Origin of the sequence: Colwellia sp. 75C3 (assembly GCF_002836255.1) — a bacterium.
GTDB lineage: Bacteria > Pseudomonadota > Gammaproteobacteria > Enterobacterales > Alteromonadaceae > Colwellia.
The window spans coordinates 51,964-74,432 of the sequence record NZ_PJAU01000058.1 but is presented as its reverse complement, the minus strand read 5'-3'; the positions used below and the strand labels follow the sequence as shown (position 1 = coordinate 74,432).

Genomic DNA, 22,469 nt, shown 5'->3' with positions numbered 1-22,469 from the left:
TTAGCGTAATTGTCATAGGTAATACCCTTCCAGGAGAAGCGTGTGTTGAAGTATAAAATACGTTGCTTTAAATTTTTAAGCATACTTACCCTTGTCATCAGTACCAGTGTTTTTGCCGTTGATACTGACGGTGATGGTTATGATGATAGCGTCGACTTATTCCCCGCTGATCCAACCGAATGGATTGATACCGATCTTGATGGTATTGGTAACAACAGTGATCCAGATATTGATGGTGATGGCCTTATTAACGGTACTGACGGTGGTCCCGACAATAACGATGATGGCGATCTTACTATTAATTTATATGATCCCCTACCTAAAGACCCCAGTGAATGGTTAGATACCGACAATGACGGCTTAGGTAATAACACCGATACTGATGATGATAATGACGGTGTACCTGATGCGCTTGATGTATTTCCGCTTAATGTGCTAGAAAGTTTAGATACAGACCTTGATGGTATCGGCAACAATGCCGATAGTGATGATGATGGTGATGGCGTGCTTGATGTTTATGACCAATTCCCCCTCGACCCGCTTGAAGCCATAGACACAGACCTTGATGGCATAGGTAATAATACCGATATCGATGATGATGGTGACGGAGTTAATGATGCTGATGACGCCTTTCCGTTAGATGGGAGCGTGAACGCTGATTTAGATGGTGATGGCATAGGTGATGCACAAGACCCTGATATTGACGCAGATGGTATTGTTAATACCAATGATGTATTTCCGTATGATGTCAGTGAATGGTATGACACGGATGGTGATGGTGTTGGTAACAATACTGATAGCGATGATGATGGTGATGGTGTTGTTGATATATCGGATGCTTTGCCACTTGACGCAAGTGAAAGTGTCGATACCGACAATGATGGTATAGGTAACAATGCCGATGATGATGACGATGGTGACGGTGCTTCAGATTTATTAGATGCTTGTCCATTAGATCCCCTTGAGCGCCTTGATACCGATGGCAATGGCATTTGTGATGGCCCTGATACCGATGCCGATGGTGATGGTACCTTAGATAGTGGTGATGCTTTTCCTTTAGATAATACTGAGCAGCAAGATACTGATAATGATGGTTTAGGGGATAATAGCGACAATGATATTGATGGTGATGGCGTTGATAATGCGAGTGATGACTTCCCTGTAGATGCTACTGAGTACCTTGATACCGATGGTGATGGCATAGGAAATAATACCGACTTAGATGATGATGGTGACGGTATTACCGATGATTTAGATGCCTTTTCCCTTGATGCAAGTGAGACTACTGACTTAGATGGAGATGGCATTGGGGATAACGCTGATACCGATCGTGATGGTGACGGTATTCTTAATGGCTCTGATGCTTTACCAGATGACTTTTCAGAAACAACGGATACCGACGGTGATGGTATAGGTAATAATCTAGACGACGATGACGACGGAGACGGCGTGCTTGATAGTGATGATATTTTCCCATACAACATTGCTGAGAGCACAGACACTGATGGCGATGGTATTGGTAATAATGCTGATGCTGATGATGACAATGATGGCATTATTGACGGTGATGATGCCTTTCCACTTGATATTAGTGAATATCTAAATACTGATGCTAGTCATCCAACGAATAGTGATTTAATTGGTGATAATGCTGATACCGATGATGATGGTGATGGTGTATTAGATAGTGATGATGCCTTTAGACTGGATGCTAGTGAGCAGTATGATACTGATGGCGACGGTATAGGTAACAATAGCGACAGTGATGATGATAATGATGGTTTCCCTGATAGCGATGATGCCTTTGATACGGATCCGCTAGAGTGGTTTGATACCGATATTGACGGTATTGGTAATAATGCTGATGATGATGATGATACTAATGTTATAACAGGTATTGGTGATGGATTTTTAGACGCTGATGATGCCTTTAGACTCGATCCTCTAGAATGGCTAGATACCGATGGTGATGGCGTTGGTAACAATAGTGACAGCGACGATGATAATGATGGTTATATCGATAGCGAAGATGATCTACCGCTCGATCCTCTAGAATGGCTTGATACTGATGGTGATGGTGTTGGCAACGTTAGCGATCAAGATGATGATGATGACGGTGTACTTGATGGCTTTGATTTATTCCCACTCAATGCCAACGAATTTGAAGACAATGATAATGACGGTCTAGGTAATAATGAAGACAGCGATGATGATAATGATGGCATTCCTGATGAACTAGATGATTTTCCGTTTGACCATACTGAAAACAGAGACACTGATGGTGATGGTATTGGAGATGCGCTTGACAGTGATGACGACGGCGATGGCATAGCTGATTTTGAAGACCAATTACCACTCGACCCTACTGAGAGCATTGATACCGACGGTGACCTTATAGGTAATAACGCCGATTTAGATGATGACGGTGATGGTATGAGCGATGCCTTTGAGCACTTGTACAACTTTGACTCTCTTGATCCGGTTGATGGACTTTTTGATACTGATTTTGATGGTGTTACTAACGCAGAAGAGGCGTTAGCTGGCTCTCATCCCTTATTGGATGATTATGCGCCAATTATTACCCCACCACAGGCGGTACATATTAATGCTGAGCACACCTTTACCCCGTTAAATTTACAGCGGTTAATCGACCTTACAAATATTACCGTGCGAGATGGACTTGATGGTAGCAACTGCTGTGGTTTAACCGCGCTGGGTTTTGAAACAGGCGATAAAAATGTTAGTTCAGGTTTACAAACGGTTCTTTGGCGGGCAGTAGATAATGCCGGCAATATTGCGACTGCATCGCAAGTATTAAATGTTCATCCGTTAGTCAACTTTTCAGCAGCACAAATTGTTGCTGAAGGCGGAGTTGCGCGAGTGGAGGTGATTTTATCTGGTGAAGCTCCCGCTTATCCGGTGACTTTACCACTAACTATTAGCGGTAGTGTTGATGTTGCCGATTACAGCCTTACGGATAACAAAATCGTAATAACACAAGGCACTGCTGGTTTTATTGATATTAAGCTCAATGATGATTTTCAATTGGAAGGTGATGAAGAATTAATTATTAGTTTTGAACAGGGTGTTAATGCCGGCGTGCATGCAAAACATATCATTACGGTGACTGAAGGTAACGTTGCCCCTAATATCAATATTGCCGTATGGCAAAAAGGCATACAAGTCCCTAGTGTTGCTATAAATGATGGTGATATAGCCATTGTTTTAAGTATTGATGATTCTAATGTTTTAGACACCCACAAAATTGCTTGGACAATACCTGACTATGTAACTGCTGTGCTTTCAACGGATGAATTGCAACTCGTCTTTCCAGCAGAGGGGATAAATCTACCTGAAGATAATAAGGGCCTTATTAACCTCAGTGTCACGGTAACTGATAGTGGTAATACGACTAATAGTGGCAGTGAAGAGTTGTCACAAACTAAGCAGATTTTTATACCACTACTGGCGAGTCAACAAACGTTACGTAACCTAGATAGTGATAGAGATGGTATCAGTGACATTGATGAGGGCTTTAGCGATGATGATTTAGATGGCTTACCCGCGTATATGGATAATTCAACCATTGCTTACTTGCAGCCATTGCATATTAATTCATCGGTGGTGAAACTGGCAGAAACTGAACCCGGTTTACAATTAAGGTTGGGCAAGTTTGGGCTTCTGCAAAGCTCTGATGGTGTTGAACTTTCACAGCTAGAGGTTTTAGATACCGGCTTAGTTGAAAAAGACAGTTTAGAGAATACTTCGGGCTATTTTGATTTTGAAATACACAATATTATGCCCTTCGGTCGTTCAGTTACTATTGTTTTACCGCTGTCGACCGCCTTAGTTGAATATTCTGTTTACCGTAAGTTAAACGTGGAACAACAATGGGCAAATTTTGCTGAAGACAGTAATAATATTATTGCCTCAAGCTCAGTTGTTAACGGTGTTTGTCCACCGCCGCACAGTCAACTCTATCAACCCGGTCTTAATGTTGGTGATATTTGTTTAAAATTATTAATTGAAGATGGCGGGGCAAATGATAGCGACGGTATTGCCAACGGTGTAGTTGATGATCCGGGCGGTATAGCCGTTATTGCTAACGAGACCATTGCACTTGACGTAACCCCGGAAAAATCAAGCAGTGGCAGTCTTTCTTTATTTACTTTATTGGCTTTGTTTTTATGGTACTCATTGAAGATGAGTCGACTAACATTCTTATACCAATTCCGATAAGTTTCTGATCTTGTTGTACGAAGTGAAAATATTTCAGGGCAAGGCGCTTGATTGAGCAATAGCTGGCTATTGGGATTGAAAGCAACGCCGTCATGGAGAATTTTAGCCAGTACAAGTGGTCAATAATTTAACGGAATTGGTATTAGCTAAAGAGTAAGTGAAATAGTGGTTTGAACCGTTGTGTTTTGGTAATTTAAACCACTAGAAAAACACGACATCAGTGTTGAATTATCTTGGCTCTCATTATGAGGGCCTTTTTACTTTATAAACAATCATAGGTTAAATACGGTTAATCTATCCGCAAATTGTGAGTAGATTATCGATAAATCATATTTTTGGTTGAATCCTTGGCATATTCTTGCTCAAATGGCGCCCCATAGTCATAAATAATTAACATTGGTTACTTAGTTTGTTTGGTCTTTCATCTATTCATCAATACATCGATGGGATGAAAACAGCATGCAACGATAACCTAGACATAATAAGCAATAGCCACCTAAATGAAATATTCCCGCGTTTTTATTAATAGCTTAGCGTATGAACTGGCCCCTGAAGTGGTAACCAGTGCAGAGCTTGAATCTCGTTTGACCCCGTTATATCAAAAGTTTCGTATCCCTATGGGACAACTCAATGCGTTAACGGGTATTGAAGAACGCCGTTGGTGGCCAACAGATCATATGCTTTCAGATGGCGCTATTGTTGCTGCACAAAAAGCAATGACAGAAACGGGCATTGATGTTGCAGATATAGGCGCGGTTGTTTATACCGGTGTATGTCGTGATCAACACGAGCCCGCTACCGCGTGTCGAATAGCAGCAAAGCTTGGCGTATTGAAAAATACCGCAATCTACGATATTAGTAATGCTTGTTTAGGTGTGTTATCCGGAATTTTAGATATTGCTAACCGTATTGAACTTGGGCAAATTAAAGCAGGGCTTGTGGTTTCGTGTGAATCTGCACGCCACATTGTTGATGTAACCATTGACGATATGCTTGCCGATCCAAGTATGCAAAATTATGCGCGCTCATTAGCGACATTAACGGGTGGCTCAGGTGCTGTCGCGGTATTACTTACCGATGGGACTTTAAATCTAGATACTGACCGTAATCATCAATTATTAGGGGCAAGTCACTTATCGGCACCCGAGCATAATAATTTATGTCAATGGGGCCTAAAAGAAGTTGGTCCACAATTGTTTCGTGAATTTATGCGCACAGATGCGGTAAGCCTACTTAAAGAGGGCGTCTCGTTAGCGAAAGATACTTGGGAGCATTTCTTAGATCAACGTGAGTGGGTTGAAGAAAGTGTTGATAAAGTTATTTGTCATCAAGTGGGCGCCGCTAATCAAAAGAAAGTATTAACCGCCTTAAATATCCCAGCGGTAAAAGAATTCCCAACATTTAAGTACCTTGGCAATATGGGTACAGTTTCTTTACCGGTCACAGCCGCTATGGCTCATGATCAAGGCTTCTTACAAAAAGGTGATAATGTCAGCTTTTTAGGAATAGGAAGTGGCTTAAATTGTATGATGTTGGGGCTTAAGTGGTAGTTATGACAGATAATTCTTCAGATAATATGTTTAAAAGTACATTAAGCGATACGTTAGAAAAGTCATTCCCCTTTAAACGTAACTTTATTAATCGTAATGGTCATCAATATCATTATGTTAATGAAGGGCAGGGCTCTCCTGTTGTTATGGTTCATGGTAACCCTAGTTGGTCTTTTTATTACCGTAATTTAGTAAGCGAATTAAGCCAAAATCACCAGTGTATCGTGCCAGATCATATTGGCTGTGGTTTATCAGATAAACCCGGTGATGACGGCTATGATTACACCCTAGCGAATCGTATAGATGATTTAGCTGCATTACTTGACCATTTAGATGTAAAAGAAAATATTACCCTGGTAGTACATGACTGGGGCGGAATGATAGGTATGGGTTATGCTGCGCGCTATCCTGAACGTATCAAACGTCTGGTTATTTTAAACACTGGTGCTTTTCATTTACCTAAAGCTAAAAAGTTACCGCCTGCTTTATGGTTAGGCCGTAATACTTTTGTAGGAACGCTGTTGGTACGAGGTTTTAATGCCTTTTCAAGTGTTGCGTCATACATTGGCGTAAAGCGAAAGCCAATGTCAAAAGAAATACGCCAAGCTTATGTAGCCCCTTTTAATTCTTGGAAAAATCGTATTTCAACGTTACGTTTTATTCAAGATATACCATTAAAACCCGGTGATAGAAATTATCAGTTAGTTTCTGACATTAGCGACAGTTTGGAACAGTTCAATAAATTACCTATGTTAATTTGTTGGGGCTTAAAAGACTTCGTTTTTGATAAGCACTTTTTAGCACAATGGCAACAACGTTTTCCTGATGCAAAAGTACATGCTTTTGATGATTGTGGTCATTACATTTTAGAAGATGCCAGTGATGAAGTAGTACCATTGATTAACAACTTCTTAAAGACAAGTGAAGCGTAATGAGTTAAATAATTCTTTGCTAATTTGAAGTTAACTTAATAGCACTCAACTTAGAAAGAATTAACACCACAGGAAACAGGGTAAATGACAGAGACAACACATAATTCTAACCAAGCTAATTTATGTCGTCACCTTGCCCATGCAGCAATAGCAACGCCCACCGCGTTAGCTGTTGCCGTGCAAAAAAGCCGATTCGGCAAGCTTCATTATCAAGAAATTGATTTTGTTACTTTGCACCAACGCAGCGATGAAATAGCCTTTGCATTGAATGCTTACGGTCTTAAATCAGGCATGAAAGCGGTGTTGATGGTAACGCCCAGTATTGATTTTTTTGCGTTAACCTTCGCGCTATTTAAAGCCGGTATCATCCCTATTTTAGTTGACCCTGGCATGGGTATTAAAAACCTCAAGCAATGTTTTGTCGAATCTGCTCCTGATGCGTTTATTGGTATTCCTAAAGCGCATATAGCCAGAATCTTATTTGGTTGGGGCAAAGGGAGTGTTAAAAAATGCTTAACGGTTACTGAAGGCGGTACTGGCGCCAATATGTTCGCGTCACTTATTGGTGGCATGAGTTTAACTAAATTGTTAGCTACTTATTCTATAAAAAATAAGCCTACACCAAAGAACCCATCACCTAAGAACCGTGCTTCTTTTGATATGGTAAAACTAGCTGATGATGCTATGTCAGCCATTTTATTTACTAGTGGTAGTACCGGTACACCGAAAGGTGTGGTGTACAGTCATAAAATGTTTGAAGCACAAATTTCTGCGTTAAAAGAAGATTATGCTATTGAACCAGGTGAGCGTGATCTAGCAACTTTTCCCTTATTTTCATTGTTCGGCCCTGCATTAGGCATGGCCTCTATTGTTCCTGAAATGGACGCGAGTAAACCGATTAAAGCCAACCCTGACTTTATTTTTGCTGCTATCGAAAAGTATCAATGCAGCAATTTATTTGCCAACCCTGCATTGATTGAAGTATTGGGGCAGGCAGGTACGCTAAAAGATAAGACAACTAAGGGTAATATAACCAAGCTTAATAGTTTAAAGCGCGTTATTTCTGCTGGTGCTCCGGCCACGCTTCCTTCAATCGAACGATTTACGCAATTACTTAGCGATAATGTGCCTGTACTGACTTCCTATGGCGCGACTGAATCACTGCCACTGACTAAAATTTCCAGTGCAGATTTACTCAAAACAAGCCATATCACCGATAACGGTGGCGGTATTTGTGTCGGTGCGCCCGTTGAAGGCGTTGAACTCAGCATTATCGACATTAGTGAAGAGGTCATTGAAACGTGGCAGGACAGTTTAGCCTTACCAATAAATACCATTGGTGAAATTGTTGTTAAAGGCGCTATGGTCAGTCAGCAATATTATCATCGAGATTTAGCCACGGCACAGGCTAAAATTAGTGATGGAAATGTAGTTCGTCATCGAATGGGTGATCTAGGTTATCTTGATGAATCGGGTATGTTGTGGATGTGTGGACGAAAAGCACATCGCGTTGAAACCGAAACAAAAGTGCATTTCTCTATTCCTTGTGAACGAATATTTAATACACACAATGCAGTGAAGCGAACTGCTTTGGTGGGGGTTACCATTTACCAAAAACGTGTGCCAATACTTTGTATTGAGTTAACGGATGAAGCTAAAAAAGATAAAAACTTTGATGAATCCGTGCTTTTTTCTGCATTAAAAATATCAGCATTGGCACATAAGCAAACATCGGCCATCTCACACTTTTTAATCCATGAAAACTTCCCTGTGGATATACGCCATAACGCCAAAATATTCCGTGAAAAATTGGCTGTATGGGCTCAACAAGAACTCGACTAATCTACCGAATAACAAGAGCTCAGCCATGATTAAAAAAAATGAAAAGACTAGTGTCGATGGCACAATTACGTTCAATGAAGCAGTTCAACAACCACTTAGCGAACTTGCAGCGAAAACTAAACATGTCTTTGTTACCGGTGCTGGCGGGTTTTTAGGTAAAGCCATCTGTCGGTTACTGCGTTTAGCTGATATTAAAGTCACTGGATTTGCTCGAGGCAGTTATCCTGAGCTCACTAAAATGGGCGTTAATATGGAACAAGGCGATATTACCGACTTTGTTCGCCTAAAAGAGGCCATGCAGCCGTGCGATCTTGTTTTTCATGTCGCTGCTAAAGCAGGCGTTTGGGGCAGTAAAGACGATTATTTTAAGCCAAATGTACAAGGCGCCCAAAACATTATCCGAGCCTGCGAAGAGCTTGCTATCTCTCGCTTAGTCTATACCAGTACACCAAGTGTCACTTTTGCTGGCGTTGATGAAGCGGGCATTGATGAATCACAGCCGTATGCGACAAACTTTTTAAATTTTTACGGTGAATCTAAAGCCCTAGCAGAGCAACAAATATTGGCTGCTTCAGCTCATTCTATTCAAAACTCTCTTCAAAGCGATAGTCAAGACCCTCAACAAGACCCTCAACAAGGCTCTCAGCCAGGCTCTCAACTAGTGAAGTCACCGGTAACACTGTTAAAAACGGTAGCATTACGTCCGCATTTAATTTGGGGGCCAAACGACCCTCATCTGGTACCACGAGTATTAGAGCGAGCTCGAGCTGGCAGATTAAAACTGGTTGGAAAAGAAGATAAGTTAGTTGATACTATTTTTGTTGATAATGCGGCCTATGCCCATATTTTAGCGGCAATTGAATTATCAAAAGCCAATTCACAGTGTATTGGTAAAGCGTATTTTATAAGTAATGATCAGCCCATCACCATGGCCGCTATGCTCAATAACATTCTTCATTGTGTTGATTTACCCCCAGTGACTAAAAGAGTACCTAGCTCGGTTGCTTATGCTGCGGGCGCGACGTTAGAGTGGTTTTATAAAATATTGAATAAAAAACAAGAACCAATAATGACACGCTTTGTCGCCAAACAGCTGTCGACCAGCCATTATTTTGATATTAGCGCCGCTAAAAAAGATTTTGGTTATACGCCGCTTATTTCGATAGACGAAGGTATGAAACTGCTTAAACAATCATTAGTTAGCCATTAGTTAGCCATTAGTTAGCCATTAGTTGGTTATTAGCTAGTTATTAGCTAGGAAAGCGTAATACATTTTTGACAAGAATTATTTGGAATTTATATGAGTAAAATTTATCATCATCCCGTACAAATATATTACGAAGATACCGATCATTCAGGTGTTGTCTATCACCCTAATTTTCTCAAATATTTTGAACGTGCGCGTGAACATGTAATCGATAGCGATAAGTTAGCAACCTTATGGCAAGAAAAAGGGTTAGGTTTTGCTGTTTATAAAGCCAATTTAACCTTTCAAGACGGTGTTGAATTTGCTGAAATTTGTGATGTACGCACAACTTACCAATTTGACGGTAAATATAAGACCTTATGGCGACAAGAGTTATGGCGCCCTAATGCGAATAAAGCAGCGGTCATTGGTGATATTGAAATGGTTTGCCTAGATAAACAAAAACGCCTGCAACCAATCCCAGAAGAAATACTTACGCCACTTTCTGCGGGGTAAAGCTAAGCATAATCCAGTGGGGTAGGCCAGAGAGCCGTCAGCAGGATAAATTTCTCAATAAGTCAGTGTAAGCCTTATAGTAAATAAGGCTTACAAACCACCCGCTAAATCTAAAAAATTACCGGTCGAAAAAGATGACTTCTCACACGCCAGCCAATAAATAGCCTCGGCTACTTCCCCTGGTTGTCCGCCCCTTTGCATTGGAATAACGTGCTTTAATCGCTCAATACGCTCAGGCTCTCCGCCATCAGCATGCATATCGGTATAGATCAGTCCAGGACGTACGCAGTTAACTCGAATGCCTTCTGCAGCAACCTCGAGTGACAAACCTTTAGTTAACGTGTCTATTGCGCCTTTTGACGCCGCATAATCAATGTATTCATTAGGTGAGCCCGAACGTGCTGCGCCAGAAGATACATTAACAATAACGCCACCTAAACCATTATGACGAGTCGACATACGTTTAACTGCTTCACGACAGCATAAAAAATAGCTGGTAACATTGTTGGTCAGAATTTCATTAATGCGATCAGCCGTCATATCTTCTAGTCGTGACTGTTTTTTCAAAATCCCGGCATTGTTTACCAACACAGTAACAGCGCCCAAGGTCTTATCTACCGTACTAAATAGTCTTTCTACCTCACTTTCACAAGAAACATCGGCTTGCACGGTAATACATTGGCCACCATCGGCGGTGATTGATTTTGCTAATTGGCTAGCTGATTTTTCATCTGATTTGTAGTTGATACAAACCGCATAATCGTTTTGAGCAAAAAGCCTTGCTGTTGCTGCGCCAATGCCTCGACCTGCACCAGTGATTATTGCTACTTTTTGTTTACTCATTATTAATCCTTTAAAAATATAATATTGTCTATAGCGCCATAGTGGGAGGTTGAGTTGCTTATATGGTTAGTTATAGATTGTTATTCATGTTTACTCTCACTGAAATCCAGCACTTGAAAGGTAACGGGAATATATAATCATATGCTAAGTGTTTTTCATTGTCGACAATTTGCGTGATTATAACCTTTTAGTATTGTAAAATAATATTTAAGCGCCATAATTGTCGACAATATTATTTTGGAGTGTTTCTATGTGGTATGATTTATTTGGTGTAATAAATACTTTTTTTATTCTTGTTAGTTTATACGGCGTGTATTTACAGTTGAATAAACTTTGGCTGAGAAAGACGAACGGTGAGAAAAAGGTGACGGATATCTTATCGCAAAATCAATTCACTATGAGCTTTTTAGCTTACTTTTCCTTTTTTGTTTATGGCTATAGCATTGATATATTTAATCATTATATTGTTTGGCCAAGACTAATTGCCTCTGTTTTGGTGATACTGATATTGTTTGAAATGTGGCAAGACAGAAAGACTAAAGCTGCTATTGCTAGTCTTGTTTTGGTAGGTGTTTGTTTTAGTTTGGGTATTATAGGTCTTGCATTTAATGAGGCTTTTTCTGATCAAAGCAAACAAGTGTCGACAATACTTATTCTAATTATCACCTTGTTACTTGCTCAAGGATATAGCCATCAAATTAAACTTATCATTAGCTCTGGAAAGACAGGAGCGATTGACATTCGTATGAGCCAATTTATTTTAATGATGGATATTTCCACCATTGCTTTTGCCATAACTATGGGACTTGCTCAAGGTTGGCCGCTAATCTGTTTGGCGACAGTGAGTGGTATAACAAAACTTATTATTATGTATTTATTTCGCTGGGTAAGGCTCAGTCCAGCAGCTAAAAATAGGAGTGAATGCGGTTAATTATATGAAGGTATAATTGCTGGCTGGTCTATTTAAAATTATGAACAAAGCCAGCATATTTAGTGCTGTTGAAGTAGCTGTTATAGGCAAGTACTGCGAATTAGTTCACTTTGCTTTTTAACTTCATTAGCATTTTTATCTGCTTGAGCAATAGCGACATCAATTTTAGCCGCGGTACATTTATTTGATAACTCTTTGTTCATCAGATAACTTTGATCTTTCTGTTGTTGAGTTAAGCCCTCAGCACCACTGTATTGATCTCTATCTTCTGGTGCTCTGTCTTGTTGATAGGGAGGTGGTTGACTCGCGCCACAGGCTGATAACAAAACAACGGCTGAAATTGGTATTAATTTATTGAACAAAGTTTGATACTCCATGTATATATCCTTATTTAATGTATGCGGTTAACACTGAAATGGATCCAAGCGCCTAAACATTCCTATTGATTAGTAACGGGATCCCGCTAACGGTTAGCATTCCCTGTTAGTTACTGTTACCTTTTTACCACATTCTCCATTCTTCAGTGATATCACCAGGAAAGTCTATATTTGCAGCTGATAATACTTTTTGAATGAACTCACAAATGTCTTCACGTTGACCTGTGTCGATTAAACAATCATCACAGCTTTCATTTAACGAATTTAAAGACAAAACTAATGTTTTAATGTGCTCTTTAGCGCTATCTTTTGTTTGTGATTCTGACTCGATAGCTGACATAAAATCTAGCAGAGTTGTGATACAAGCCGCCACATCCTCAGAGGTATAGTCAGGGTCATCTTCACCTTCAATGAAATCTAAGAGGTCGTACTGAATACTTTTAAGTAAATTTTTCACCTAACTCTCCGTGCTAGATAACGACACATAAGTAATGATTGGTTAAGTTCAGTTTGAACCTATCATTCAATTTATAGTGCGCTTTATTATTTAATAACGACAACACCAGGAACTTCTACGACTGTTTTAGCTTCAGCACGTTCGATAATTTTTAATAAGGTGGTTTGAATAGTTTCGTCTTTTCTAGAATCGTCTTCACTGGAAAAGGTTTGCTCTTGAACTGCAGCCCCTTCTTCTTGGACAAAGCCCACTACAACTTTTGTTGCGCAATTAACGGATTCACCATAATAAGACAGTGATATTTGAGGGTAACCCTGAAAGCCCTTTTTGACTCTTTTTGCTATACGTTTTGTCGATTTATCTAAATTCATAATAAGTATCCAGAAGAAAAATAATACCTCATTAAGAGGCTAGAATAAGGGCTAAATTATGTATGGACTGAACCTAGCCACTTGTTTTGTTTCTGTTTAACTGCATATTATATCAATTAATCACAACAAGCCCTGTTTTCTTGAATAGGGGGACATTTCACGGTACCAAAAGAGCAATAAACACAACAATCACCCGTTAGCGCTTTAATAACCGTATGACACGAAGTACATTCATAATAATACTGGCATGCATCCGTTGGCATAACTTCTTTTTTATCAAAGCCGCATTCAGGACAAGTAATCACTGATTCTAATAATATTTTGTTCATACAAGGCCTTAATTGATAATTGAATTATGTTTCATTTATCTCAGCGACACTAACCGAGTTTACGTTTTGATTCAATATTTCTTCACAACATCCTGTTTAGTTTTACGAAAAGTATTATAATCCCCATAAGATTTTTATGAACAAATATAAAGTAAGGTAAATCATGAATACAAAAATATACAAGCACGTGCACTCGTTAGCTAAAGACTTAATGCAAGCGGTTCATAGAAAAAATCAAATTCGCTTCGATGAATGTTATGCAGAATTACAGAAAGTATGTGATGATAATGACAATACCGATAAAGATCATCCGGTGCAGTGGGAAACACTCGCTGATTTTACTGATGATTTAGCACTAGCTATTACTATTTACGAGAAAGCATTACAGAAAGCTGAAGCTATTAATTCAAAAGACTTTCTATCATCAGTTGCTTTTGCTATCGCTTCATTACAAGTCGAGTTAGGTGATAAATCAAGCGCTATTGAGCATCTAAAAAATGCTAAAATTAACAGTAATAAAATTGCTGATAAAGACTTAAAAGCTGAAATAGAAGCCTTATTAGAAGAATTAGGCGGAGTAGCTGAAGTCGTTGAAGTAGCGGAAATAGAAGAAGTGGCAGAAACGGAAGTAGAAGCACCTGTAAAATTGAAAGCATGGAAAGATATACAATAGTTAACCCTGAATACGCTAACTATAAACGTTATAAGTTCTTCACTGTCTAGATTATGAATACAGCTTTTATTTAGTAATAAAAGCTGTTGTTAGACTGACGTTACTTCTAAGGAAATCGTGACACCAGTAGACTTGGCGTTGTCGCTTGAGTAAAATTAGTTAGTGATCAGTTGATTAAATATCAATATCAAAAATAAGGACGTAGCCTAAAATAAGCACGTCCTTATTTTGTTATCAGTAATTGTTAATGTTTAAGCTTTTTAAAGCGTTTCATTGCAATAAAACATAGCGTTAAAAATAAGAAAGATATACTGCCTCCACTTTTATCTTCTTCAATCACCGTCTCCGGTACAACAGGAGTCTCTGGTACAACAGGAGTCTCTGGTACAACAGGAGTCTCTGGTACAACAGGAGTCTCTGTTTCAATAAGTGCATTAGAAATTACGTAATCATTACTGGTCTCTTCTTCTGTCATTATAGCAACACCTAAGCATTGATTAGCTTCATTGGTTATCGCGGCTCGACGGTTACCAAACCATTTCCATGTGGCAACACTGTCATAAGTCTCACCTGTTTGTAAGGTAGTAAAACCAAAGCTTTCACTTAGCTCGCCCGTTGTGTTGTCAACACGATAGATACGTACAGGTTTATCACTGTTATTTACAAAGGAGAAGTCAGCTTCAAAAGGACCCGTTAAATGTGGTGCTTTTAAATCACAACTACCTATAGTGTTTTCATCTGGAATAACTTCTGATGCAGCAGCATTGTTTGCCATTGCTTGACTAACAGTAAAAGTACTCACCGCATTATTTAATACCCCGACACTTAAACAATTCAAGCTGCTATCAGTCACCATTAAGCGACGGTCGCCATACCAAACATCATTGCTATAACTCGCGCCTGGAGCTAAAACACCATAACCATGAGTAAAACCGGTACCGCCACTGGTGGTGATTATGCTGCCGGTAGTATTATCTATTCTAAATAATCGCAATGCGGTGTCTGAGTCATTGGTAATAGTAAATTCATGTGATTGGTCCATAATCAAATGTGGTTGTGCCAATTTACAACTACCGAGTTGATTTACCTCAGGGATAATTTCTGGCTCAACATTTTTTACTAATTCGGTGCCAACGGTGAAGCTGTTATTGTTTTCGGCCATTACAGCAACACCTAAACAATTCATGTTGTTATCGCTTAACATCATGCGATCGCCAACGGTCCAAGTTGATGATGTATAAGTATCGCCGTTGTTTAAGGTTTTATAGTTTTTACCAAAGTTTGTTTCACCCGTTGAACTGTTAATCCAAAATAATGACACCGGTGTTTCGGTAGTATTGGTAAAAGTAAAGTGAGTAGTATCAGCATCAAAGTAACGGGCATATTGTTGTACTAAACCACAGCTACCAATGGTATTAGCAGCAGGCATCTCTACCGCTATCGGCGCTATAGTGTCTGAGTTTGCTAACATATAAGCTTCAAAACCTGCGCCAGTGCGAAGTACCGCAGCTTTAAGCGCGGCTACATAGGCATCATTGTCGCCAGCTTTTAAGGTGGTAACAATCAGCTCGACCTCGTCTTTATGCTCTTCACTTAAATAACGCATGGCAAAATAGCCCCATGGATATAAGTTGTCGTAGCCATATTCCATAAATACGATGTTATACAATGGTGGAATAGTCTCACCTTTGAGGGTATTTAATGTGCGGGTATGATCTTTACCCATAGCCATGTACTCAGCCATACCTTCAGCCCATGCCGCATTTGGATTAAATGTGCCATATGAGCCAGCTTTAATATATCGACCGTCTAGGTAATGGGTAAATTCATGTCTTAGGTTATAAACTTGGTCTTCATATTGACATGAGCCACCTATCCAAGAATCAGGACATTGCATGGCAATAAAACGTGCTTGGTTACCTTGAGCTGTTGGCGAACCTTCTAAGTACATACCGCCATTGTCGGTAGAAATACCAAAAAATTCACCGGCATATTTTTCATAATCTTCAGGACTAGCAAAGGCAATCACTTCAATATGTTCATTTAAATCGCCGGTAACAGGGATACCAGCCGTATTAAAGAAGTCATGAAATTCAATTTCTTGCAACGCCATGTCAGCACACGATTGATCAAGGGTTGCTTGACTAATAGATGCTTGTGCGCGAATAGTGATGTTATCAGTACAGTCATAGCTTACCGTTAAAATGTCTTCTTCTTTTGGTGGTACTAAACAACTACCATATAATGCATCACCTTCATCACAAGAACGTCCAGCATTTTCTAAATAGTTTTTAGTGATAATTGTTTCAGTGGTTTCAATTGAAATATCATTGATTACTTTTGAGTGAGTTTCTAAAATAACACTATCAAAACGCGCTGTAGCTTCATCACTAGCGATCATTGATAGTCGACCCATCGCATTAAATGAATGTGGCATTATCCATTTTAGATCGGCTTCTGCGGACCAGCGCATATCCAATGACGTTTCACCTAAAAAGATGAATGAGCGCATTACTGATAACACATCAAACATAGTGTCATTAAAGGCTGCTTGAACAGGCGCATCACCATAATAAGCAGCGGAGTCGATTGAATTCATCAATGCCATGGTGGTATCACCTGCATTACTTAACGTAAACGGATTAGTTTGAATAGAGTAAAACTGAATAACTGCTAATAAGTGAGGTAAGTGGTCTTTATAATAAACAGCGCCAGAACTACGTTGGAAGTTTGTTAATGCCGCAGCATAACCTTCTTGAATAACCGCACCAGATTCACTGACGAAATCAGTCATTTGAGTGACGGCTAATAATGCAGTGCTTAACGCAGATGCTTCGGCATCGCTCATCGCTTGTGCATAATATTTATAAGAGGCTAAAAAGTACAATAATTGATTAAGGTCGGGATCAGTTAAATCATCCGATTTGGCAAGATAATGAATAGCATCAGCGACATCACTAATCGGATCATTGACAGCACTTGCAATGGTTTCAAATCCAGAGTAACTCGCGGCTAGTATCTCAGGAATAGTTGAACCGTATTCAGCTTTAGATGATATAGAAGCGGCGACAATATTGACGGGGATGTTAGTATCGTAAACAAGATATTCATCAGGCATTGGTGGTGGAATATCACCACCCGTTATGGTGACGTGTAAGCTAACTTCTTCAATGTCGCCACCTATTGCGAAATAACGATTACCCGCACGAGAGACAAATGAAATGCTTTCATCGTTTGTTGCTGCAGTAATACTACTGAGTTCAATATTGCCGCTCCAATCATCACCATCATACAACTTGATATCGGCATCACTACCACTAAACGAGCCACCTGAGGTCGTGATAGTAACTTCACTGTTTTCGTAGGGCACATTGACATAAAGGTAATGGCCATAATCGGTAATACAGTGTGTTTGATTAGCAGGTACTTCACCTTGGCGGTCTACTGTTTTTATACCGCACATTTCAATAGCTTGTACATTAGCGATATTCATCGAGAGTAATATAGCGCTAGCGAGTAACGATTTTTTTATTAATGACTTCATAGTATTGCTGTGACCTGTTTCAATTGATTTGAGTTTTTTAATACTTCACAAAGGTGAAGACTCCTTGACTGATAATGTTGCGCAGACAACTATTTTCAGATAACTCAATACATCCATTTGATGTTTTATTATATTTTTAGGCGTTTGTAATAATTTGTTACACAGACTTTATATCACAACTTGTTGTGAGTATAAAGTATACAATATTCTATGTTGTTATTGTTTATCGCTAAATAGGGGCAAGAGCAAGGCGAGATTCAGTTAGTTTGGTCTGCAAGGGCTGAAATTTAGTGGTGTTTATTTATTCGTGCACTAAATAAAACCGTCGAACAGAAAGAAGGGACCTTTCGTTTTTTCGCTGATTAGTTACATTTGAGCTTGTTTTAAAAGACTAGCAGATGATTTTGATCTACTAGTCATCATAGGGGGAGGGATAAAACACCTCAATTAAGATAAGTTGAGGCGAATTTAACATATCAATGATAAAGAGGAATACTTAGTCGTTAATCACTATGCGTAATAGAAAATAAAGAATAGTCATTATCTTAAGAGTGGCGTAGTTCCAATGATTGTTTCTCGTCAAATACTTCATCGCGTAAATATAATTTGCATATTAACGGTTAAAACCATTAGCTCTACCAATGTTATCGTGTAATAGAACGCTGTAATCTGCGTAATATAATGCTTAGAAAAATTCTATAGAGATTTCTAAGTAGTTGTTTTTATTTCCAAAGGTGTGGTTGCCTGTTACACAGTGTTGTTAAGCTATTTTCGAGCTTTGATTGCGTAAAGTAGGGGAACTTGTTGTCCCTTGTGTAACATTTGATAGCCGAGTTCGGGAATATACTCAAGACCTTCAAAACACTTATAAGGGCTGTATGGGTATTCTTTAAAATGCTCGATAGTCAAGCCGGCAGATATTAAGGCCGTAATGACTTCACTAAGGGAATGTGCCCAAGTGACCATTGTTGATTTTGTGCCATCACAGTTTTCTGTGTAGGTCCCTTCATCTTCAATATCCGGCTCAGACTGAGGGAAATAAGAGTAACCGCTGAGTAAATCATTAAAAGTATGAAACTCGACCAGGTGAAACTCTCCACCAGTTACTAATGAACTAGCGATTGTTCTTGCCCACTTATCCAGATCGGGCAGCCAGCAGAGCACACCGTAAGAGGTAAAGACAATATCAAATTTTTCTGTGCTTTCTTGACCAAATTGATAAATATCTTTAGCAATGAAAGTTGCCTGTAATCCTAACGCTGATTTGAGTTTATTTGCCTGCTCAATGGCTTCGGTAGATAAATCAACCCCTGTAACCCTTGCTCCTTGTCTAGCCAATGACATCGTATCTTGACCAAAATGGCATTGCAGATGTAAAAGGCTTTTTCCTGTAACATTGCCAACTTGCTCAAGCTCAACAATATTAAGTGAAGACTTTCCTGCTTTGAAAGCTTCTACATCATAAAATTTTGAATCCACATGAAGCTTTGCTCGCTTATCCCATGCGTCTTTATTAATATTTAGATAATCCATGTAAACTCCAGTAGTTGAATGTCACTAATCGGCTATTGGCTAATCAATGGACTTTGTTTGCTAAGGTCGATTAAGTGCTACATAGTTTCTCGTAGGGCTATAACCGTCGCCGCCCATTTTTCCTACCGAATCAATTAGCTCTTGGTTAATACCTTTATCACTGTAAAGATCATCTCTTACATAAACTGATTTCACCTCTAAAAGCACAATGGTGCCTCCAGCAGGTAAATCACCGATAGAAATTACTTCTCTTAAGGTACACTCATAACGAATGGGTGACTCAGTAACAGACAAGGGACTGACAACAGAGCTAGAGCTGTGCTCAACGTCGGCGAGATCAAATTCACTCTCATCAATGGGAATGCTGGCACTGGTAGCGTTCATTCTTTCTAGCAAATGGCTATTAACAATATTAACTACACATTCACCGGTTTCTGTTAAGTTTTGTAAGGTGTCTTTATCAATGCCGCTGCGTTGTGTTACCTGTGTATAAAGAAGTACAGGAGGATTACAGCTGGCAACGGTAAAAAAGGAGTAGGGTGCAAGGTTATCAACCCCCTCTTTTGAACGCGTGCTAATCCACGCGATAGGTCTTGGGGTTACCCCGCCATTTAATAAACGATATTTTTCTTGAACGCCAAGCTCTGTAATATCAAAATTCATCTGTTATCCATTATCTATATAAAAATTGGGTATACACTACTTAACAATTGATGCAGGCTCTATCGAACGAGTAAATAGGCACCAAAGCCTAGACCAAAATACATCATCAAAGAAAATATGCTACCAACAATATTTAAAGCTGTTGAGATACCAAAAAACTGGAAAGTCAACGCGGATGAAAGTGCTTTAGGTCGTGATTGAAATGAATGAAAAAATTTAAACTCTGTTAATTTATCTGCTAATGCTTGATTGTTTTTAATCGCATTATCAATAGTTTTGTCATAAGTAAAAGCGACTAAATAAAAGACGATTAAAAAGGCTAAAATAGGTTCCATAACTCATTTCCTGAATAGGTATAATATTACTGTCAGCAGCTTATTATTTTGGTTTAAATTGTTGAAGAGTTTAAGCCTCACTCATTATTTTTTGTTTTGCACAATAAAGTAATGACTCAAGGGCATCTGATAATCTTTTAAAATTACTTATCTAAAAATCACCCTGCGTATGTTAACGCGTAATCAGCTGGTTAAGCCATAGTTCATGGTAATTAATTATTCTTTTTTAATAGAATTAATGATTAACTTAATTCACCTATTAATTCTATAATTGATCACTTATCATTGTTGTTATCGTTACAGCGAGTAAATATTAATATGTCAAATAAACTACCAGCATTACACCTTTTTGGAATTTTTGAAGCCGCCGCGCGCCATGAAAACTTTAAACAAGCTGCGGCTGAATTATTTATAACACCCTCGGCGGTAAGTCATCAAATTAAAGCGCTAGAAACGTTTTTAGGTTTTGAGCTGTTTCAACGAAAAAGCCGTGGTGTTGCATTAAATGCCGCTGGAAAAGTATATTTACATTATGTTCAGCAAGGCATAGACAAGCTTGAGCAAGGTACAAAGGTTGTTCGTAATAAATTTTCGTCACCTTCACTTAAAATATCAGCCTTTCCGACCATGACGAGTAATGTCATTATTCCGCAATTAAGCCTTTTTCAACAGAAGCATCCAGATATTGATATTCGCATTGAAACGGGGATGAATGTTTCAGATTTGCGTTATGACGACTGTGATTTAGCTTTACGTGTAGGAAAAGGGGATTGGCAAGGTGTCGTGGTTAAAAAATTACTGGACCTTACTGCCCACGCTGTATGTACGGCAGACTTTGCCAAAAAACATAAACTTACTTCCCCTGAACAAATCAGTCAGGTACCACTTATCGATCTCGCTAATATGGACAATGTTTGGCGGACTTGGGCGGAAGCCATGCAGTTACCTGAAATGCAATATCAGCATAAATTAACCTTTAGTAATTACGATGCTTCTTTACAAGCAGCAGAACAAGGACTTGGTTTGGCACTGGCGATAATGCCGATAGAACATTCATTAATTGAACGTAATTTATTGGTGTTACCGTTCGAGCAAGGTACTAGTTTTCAACAAGCACTCTATGCAGTATACCGTGAAGAAGATCAAGATCGTCATGACATTCACTGTTTTCTTGACTGGTTAATGAAGTTAGATAATTTGAAAGTTATTTAGTTTTTCACTATATAGGTGATTTTAATTCATCTATACAGTGAATATTATCCTTTTGTAACACACTCTATATACCACTAACATTGCTTTATCAAATATGTCGCTAAATCCAGTTATAAATAGCTAAATTATCGACTAACCCAAGGATGAATAATGTTAAGTTCAAAAATTTTGGTGATTTATCGAATCATTACCGTGTTACTACTAAGTATACCAATGGCTGTAAACATTTATATTAAAGGAGATTTTGTTAGTTCGATTGTTTATGTGCCATTAATAACGTTAGTATTTTCAGGTCTCGCTATTTTCATTGATGGAAAACTTGAAGGCTTATTAAAGCGCGGTATGGTTTTACCTAGATTTACATTACCTAGGGGCAATATTCACATAAAAACGGCTAACGATATAATGGTATAAAAATCCGTTGGTTTGAATTTTCCATAACTCAATTAAGAAAGTTCTCTTCCATCATCGTTATTATTTGACTAATGCTAACGTCTTTTAATACATGTTCTGATGAAGAGTGTACGTCCCCAGCTTTGTCACCTAGGGCAATGTCGACTAAATCAGGTTTACTATCATGTAATACCAGCACTATTTTTTTATTGATGGCGATACAGTCTATTGTTATCGCATCGGCGTTCATGCCTTGCTTACGTAATGTTTTATCCATAATGCCCATTAAAGTATCTACATTTTTATGACGTTCAAAAAATATATCATTGGCTTGGGCTACTATCTCAGAGAGTTCTTTTAAGGTTTCTTTCATTATATTCTTAAAGGCAATGTGTGGGTTGTAAACAATTTCGATACTGTAAACTAGTGCGCATTTAAAATCTATCTCACCTTAGGTGATTATTTCCCACTGTGGAAACTGACCCTGACAGTTCGCTTATCTTTGCTGGCGTTGATTTACATATAGATACTGGTTAGTTGTTT

General features: G+C 38.9%; 19 protein-coding genes and 1 pseudogene. 10 read left to right on the top strand and 10 right to left on the bottom strand.

What is annotated here, in order from left to right:
- Nucleotides 1-42 precede the first annotated feature (42 nt).
- The 6 genes from CXF85_RS17200 to CXF85_RS17175 all read left to right on the top strand — a co-directional run bounded on the left by CXF85_RS17200 (nt 43) and on the right by CXF85_RS17175 (nt 10,265).
- Nucleotides 43-4,239 carry a thrombospondin type 3 repeat-containing protein gene (locus tag CXF85_RS17200; RefSeq protein WP_101229874.1) on the top strand — a complete coding sequence of 1,399 codons (4,197 nt, stop codon included), beginning with the start codon at nt 43-45 and terminating at the stop codon, nt 4,237-4,239.
- A 500-nt stretch (nt 4,240-4,739) separates the two neighbouring features.
- Entirely contained in the window at nt 4,740-5,789 is a 1,050-nt protein-coding gene (locus CXF85_RS17195) for a 3-oxoacyl-ACP synthase III (protein ID WP_101229873.1), read from the top strand.
- A 2-nt stretch (nt 5,790-5,791) separates the two neighbouring features.
- A complete protein-coding gene (locus tag CXF85_RS17190; protein WP_442871881.1) occupies nt 5,792-6,721 on the top strand; it encodes an alpha/beta fold hydrolase in 930 nt (309 codons plus the stop codon).
- 84 nt (nt 6,722-6,805) lie between these two features.
- Nucleotides 6,806-8,563: an olefin beta-lactone synthetase gene (gene oleC, locus CXF85_RS17185; protein WP_101229872.1), complete on the top strand. Its 1,758-nt coding sequence runs from the start codon at nt 6,806-6,808 to the stop codon at nt 8,561-8,563.
- Nucleotides 8,564-8,588: 25 nt separating this feature from the next.
- Nucleotides 8,589-9,773, top strand: coding sequence for a 2-alkyl-3-oxoalkanoate reductase (gene oleD, locus CXF85_RS17180; protein WP_101229871.1), 1,185 nt, complete (start codon nt 8,589-8,591; stop codon nt 9,771-9,773).
- A gap of 90 nt (nt 9,774-9,863) precedes the next feature.
- Nucleotides 9,864-10,265: an acyl-CoA thioesterase gene (locus CXF85_RS17175; RefSeq protein WP_101229870.1), complete on the top strand. Its 402-nt coding sequence runs from the start codon at nt 9,864-9,866 to the stop codon at nt 10,263-10,265.
- Nucleotides 10,266-10,355: 90 nt separating this feature from the next.
- Here CXF85_RS17175 and CXF85_RS17170 read toward each other — a convergent pair whose 3' ends face one another.
- The gene (locus CXF85_RS17170) at nt 10,356-11,108 is read right to left on the bottom strand and encodes an SDR family oxidoreductase (RefSeq protein WP_101229869.1); all 753 of its coding nucleotides are present in this window, start codon (nt 11,106-11,108) and stop codon (nt 10,356-10,358) included.
- 250 nt (nt 11,109-11,358) lie between these two features.
- Between CXF85_RS17170 and CXF85_RS17165 the strand changes: the two genes are divergently transcribed.
- Nucleotides 11,359-12,039, top strand: a complete 681-nt coding sequence (locus tag CXF85_RS17165; RefSeq protein ID WP_101229868.1) for a hypothetical protein — start codon at nt 11,359-11,361, stop codon at nt 12,037-12,039.
- 80 nt (nt 12,040-12,119) lie between these two features.
- Here the strand turns inward: CXF85_RS17165 and CXF85_RS17160 are convergent, their stop codons facing one another.
- From CXF85_RS17160 to CXF85_RS17145, 4 genes are all read right to left on the bottom strand, one after another.
- A complete protein-coding gene (locus tag CXF85_RS17160) occupies nt 12,120-12,416 on the bottom strand; it encodes a hypothetical protein (RefSeq protein WP_101229867.1) in 297 nt (98 codons plus the stop codon).
- A gap of 124 nt (nt 12,417-12,540) precedes the next feature.
- Nucleotides 12,541-12,873: a hypothetical protein gene (locus tag CXF85_RS17155; protein ID WP_101229866.1), complete on the bottom strand. Its 333-nt coding sequence runs from the start codon at nt 12,871-12,873 to the stop codon at nt 12,541-12,543.
- 86 nt (nt 12,874-12,959) lie between these two features.
- Nucleotides 12,960-13,244, bottom strand: a complete 285-nt coding sequence (locus CXF85_RS17150; protein WP_101229865.1) for a hypothetical protein — start codon at nt 13,242-13,244, stop codon at nt 12,960-12,962.
- Between the two features lie 116 nt (nt 13,245-13,360).
- Nucleotides 13,361-13,573, bottom strand: coding sequence for a GDCCVxC domain-containing (seleno)protein (locus CXF85_RS17145; RefSeq protein WP_101229864.1), 213 nt, complete (start codon nt 13,571-13,573; stop codon nt 13,361-13,363).
- A gap of 163 nt (nt 13,574-13,736) precedes the next feature.
- On the opposite strand from CXF85_RS17145, the pseudogene CXF85_RS17140 reads away from it, so the two are divergent.
- Nucleotides 13,737-14,144 (top strand): annotated as a pseudogene (locus CXF85_RS17140) (tetratricopeptide repeat protein); the annotation flags it as partial.
- Between the two features lie 346 nt (nt 14,145-14,490).
- Here the strand turns inward: CXF85_RS17140 and CXF85_RS17135 are convergent.
- The 4 genes from CXF85_RS17135 to CXF85_RS17120 form a co-directional block, all read right to left on the bottom strand.
- Complete coding sequence (locus CXF85_RS17135; RefSeq protein WP_101229862.1) at nt 14,491-17,790, bottom strand: collagenase; 3,300 nt, start codon at nt 17,788-17,790, stop codon at nt 14,491-14,493.
- Between the two features lie 765 nt (nt 17,791-18,555).
- Nucleotides 18,556-19,323: a class I SAM-dependent methyltransferase gene (locus tag CXF85_RS17130; protein WP_101229861.1), complete on the bottom strand. Its 768-nt coding sequence runs from the start codon at nt 19,321-19,323 to the stop codon at nt 18,556-18,558.
- A gap of 60 nt (nt 19,324-19,383) precedes the next feature.
- Nucleotides 19,384-19,986: a flavin reductase family protein gene (locus tag CXF85_RS17125; protein WP_101229860.1), complete on the bottom strand. Its 603-nt coding sequence runs from the start codon at nt 19,984-19,986 to the stop codon at nt 19,384-19,386.
- A gap of 59 nt (nt 19,987-20,045) precedes the next feature.
- The gene (locus tag CXF85_RS17120) at nt 20,046-20,321 is read right to left on the bottom strand and encodes a hypothetical protein (RefSeq protein ID WP_101229859.1); all 276 of its coding nucleotides are present in this window, start codon (nt 20,319-20,321) and stop codon (nt 20,046-20,048) included.
- Between the two features lie 318 nt (nt 20,322-20,639).
- Here CXF85_RS17120 and CXF85_RS17115 point away from each other — a divergent pair, with 318 nt between their 5' ends.
- Both CXF85_RS17115 and CXF85_RS17110 read left to right on the top strand, forming a co-directional pair.
- Complete coding sequence (locus CXF85_RS17115; RefSeq protein ID WP_101229858.1) at nt 20,640-21,533, top strand: LysR substrate-binding domain-containing protein; 894 nt, start codon at nt 20,640-20,642, stop codon at nt 21,531-21,533.
- Nucleotides 21,534-21,683: 150 nt separating this feature from the next.
- Nucleotides 21,684-21,947 carry a hypothetical protein gene (locus tag CXF85_RS17110; protein ID WP_101229857.1) on the top strand — a complete coding sequence of 88 codons (264 nt, stop codon included), beginning with the start codon at nt 21,684-21,686 and terminating at the stop codon, nt 21,945-21,947.
- Nucleotides 21,948-21,975: 28 nt separating this feature from the next.
- On the opposite strand, the gene CXF85_RS17105 is transcribed toward CXF85_RS17110, so the two are convergent.
- Nucleotides 21,976-22,299: a hypothetical protein gene (locus CXF85_RS17105; RefSeq protein ID WP_101229856.1), complete on the bottom strand. Its 324-nt coding sequence runs from the start codon at nt 22,297-22,299 to the stop codon at nt 21,976-21,978.
- Nucleotides 22,300-22,469 lie beyond the last annotated feature (170 nt).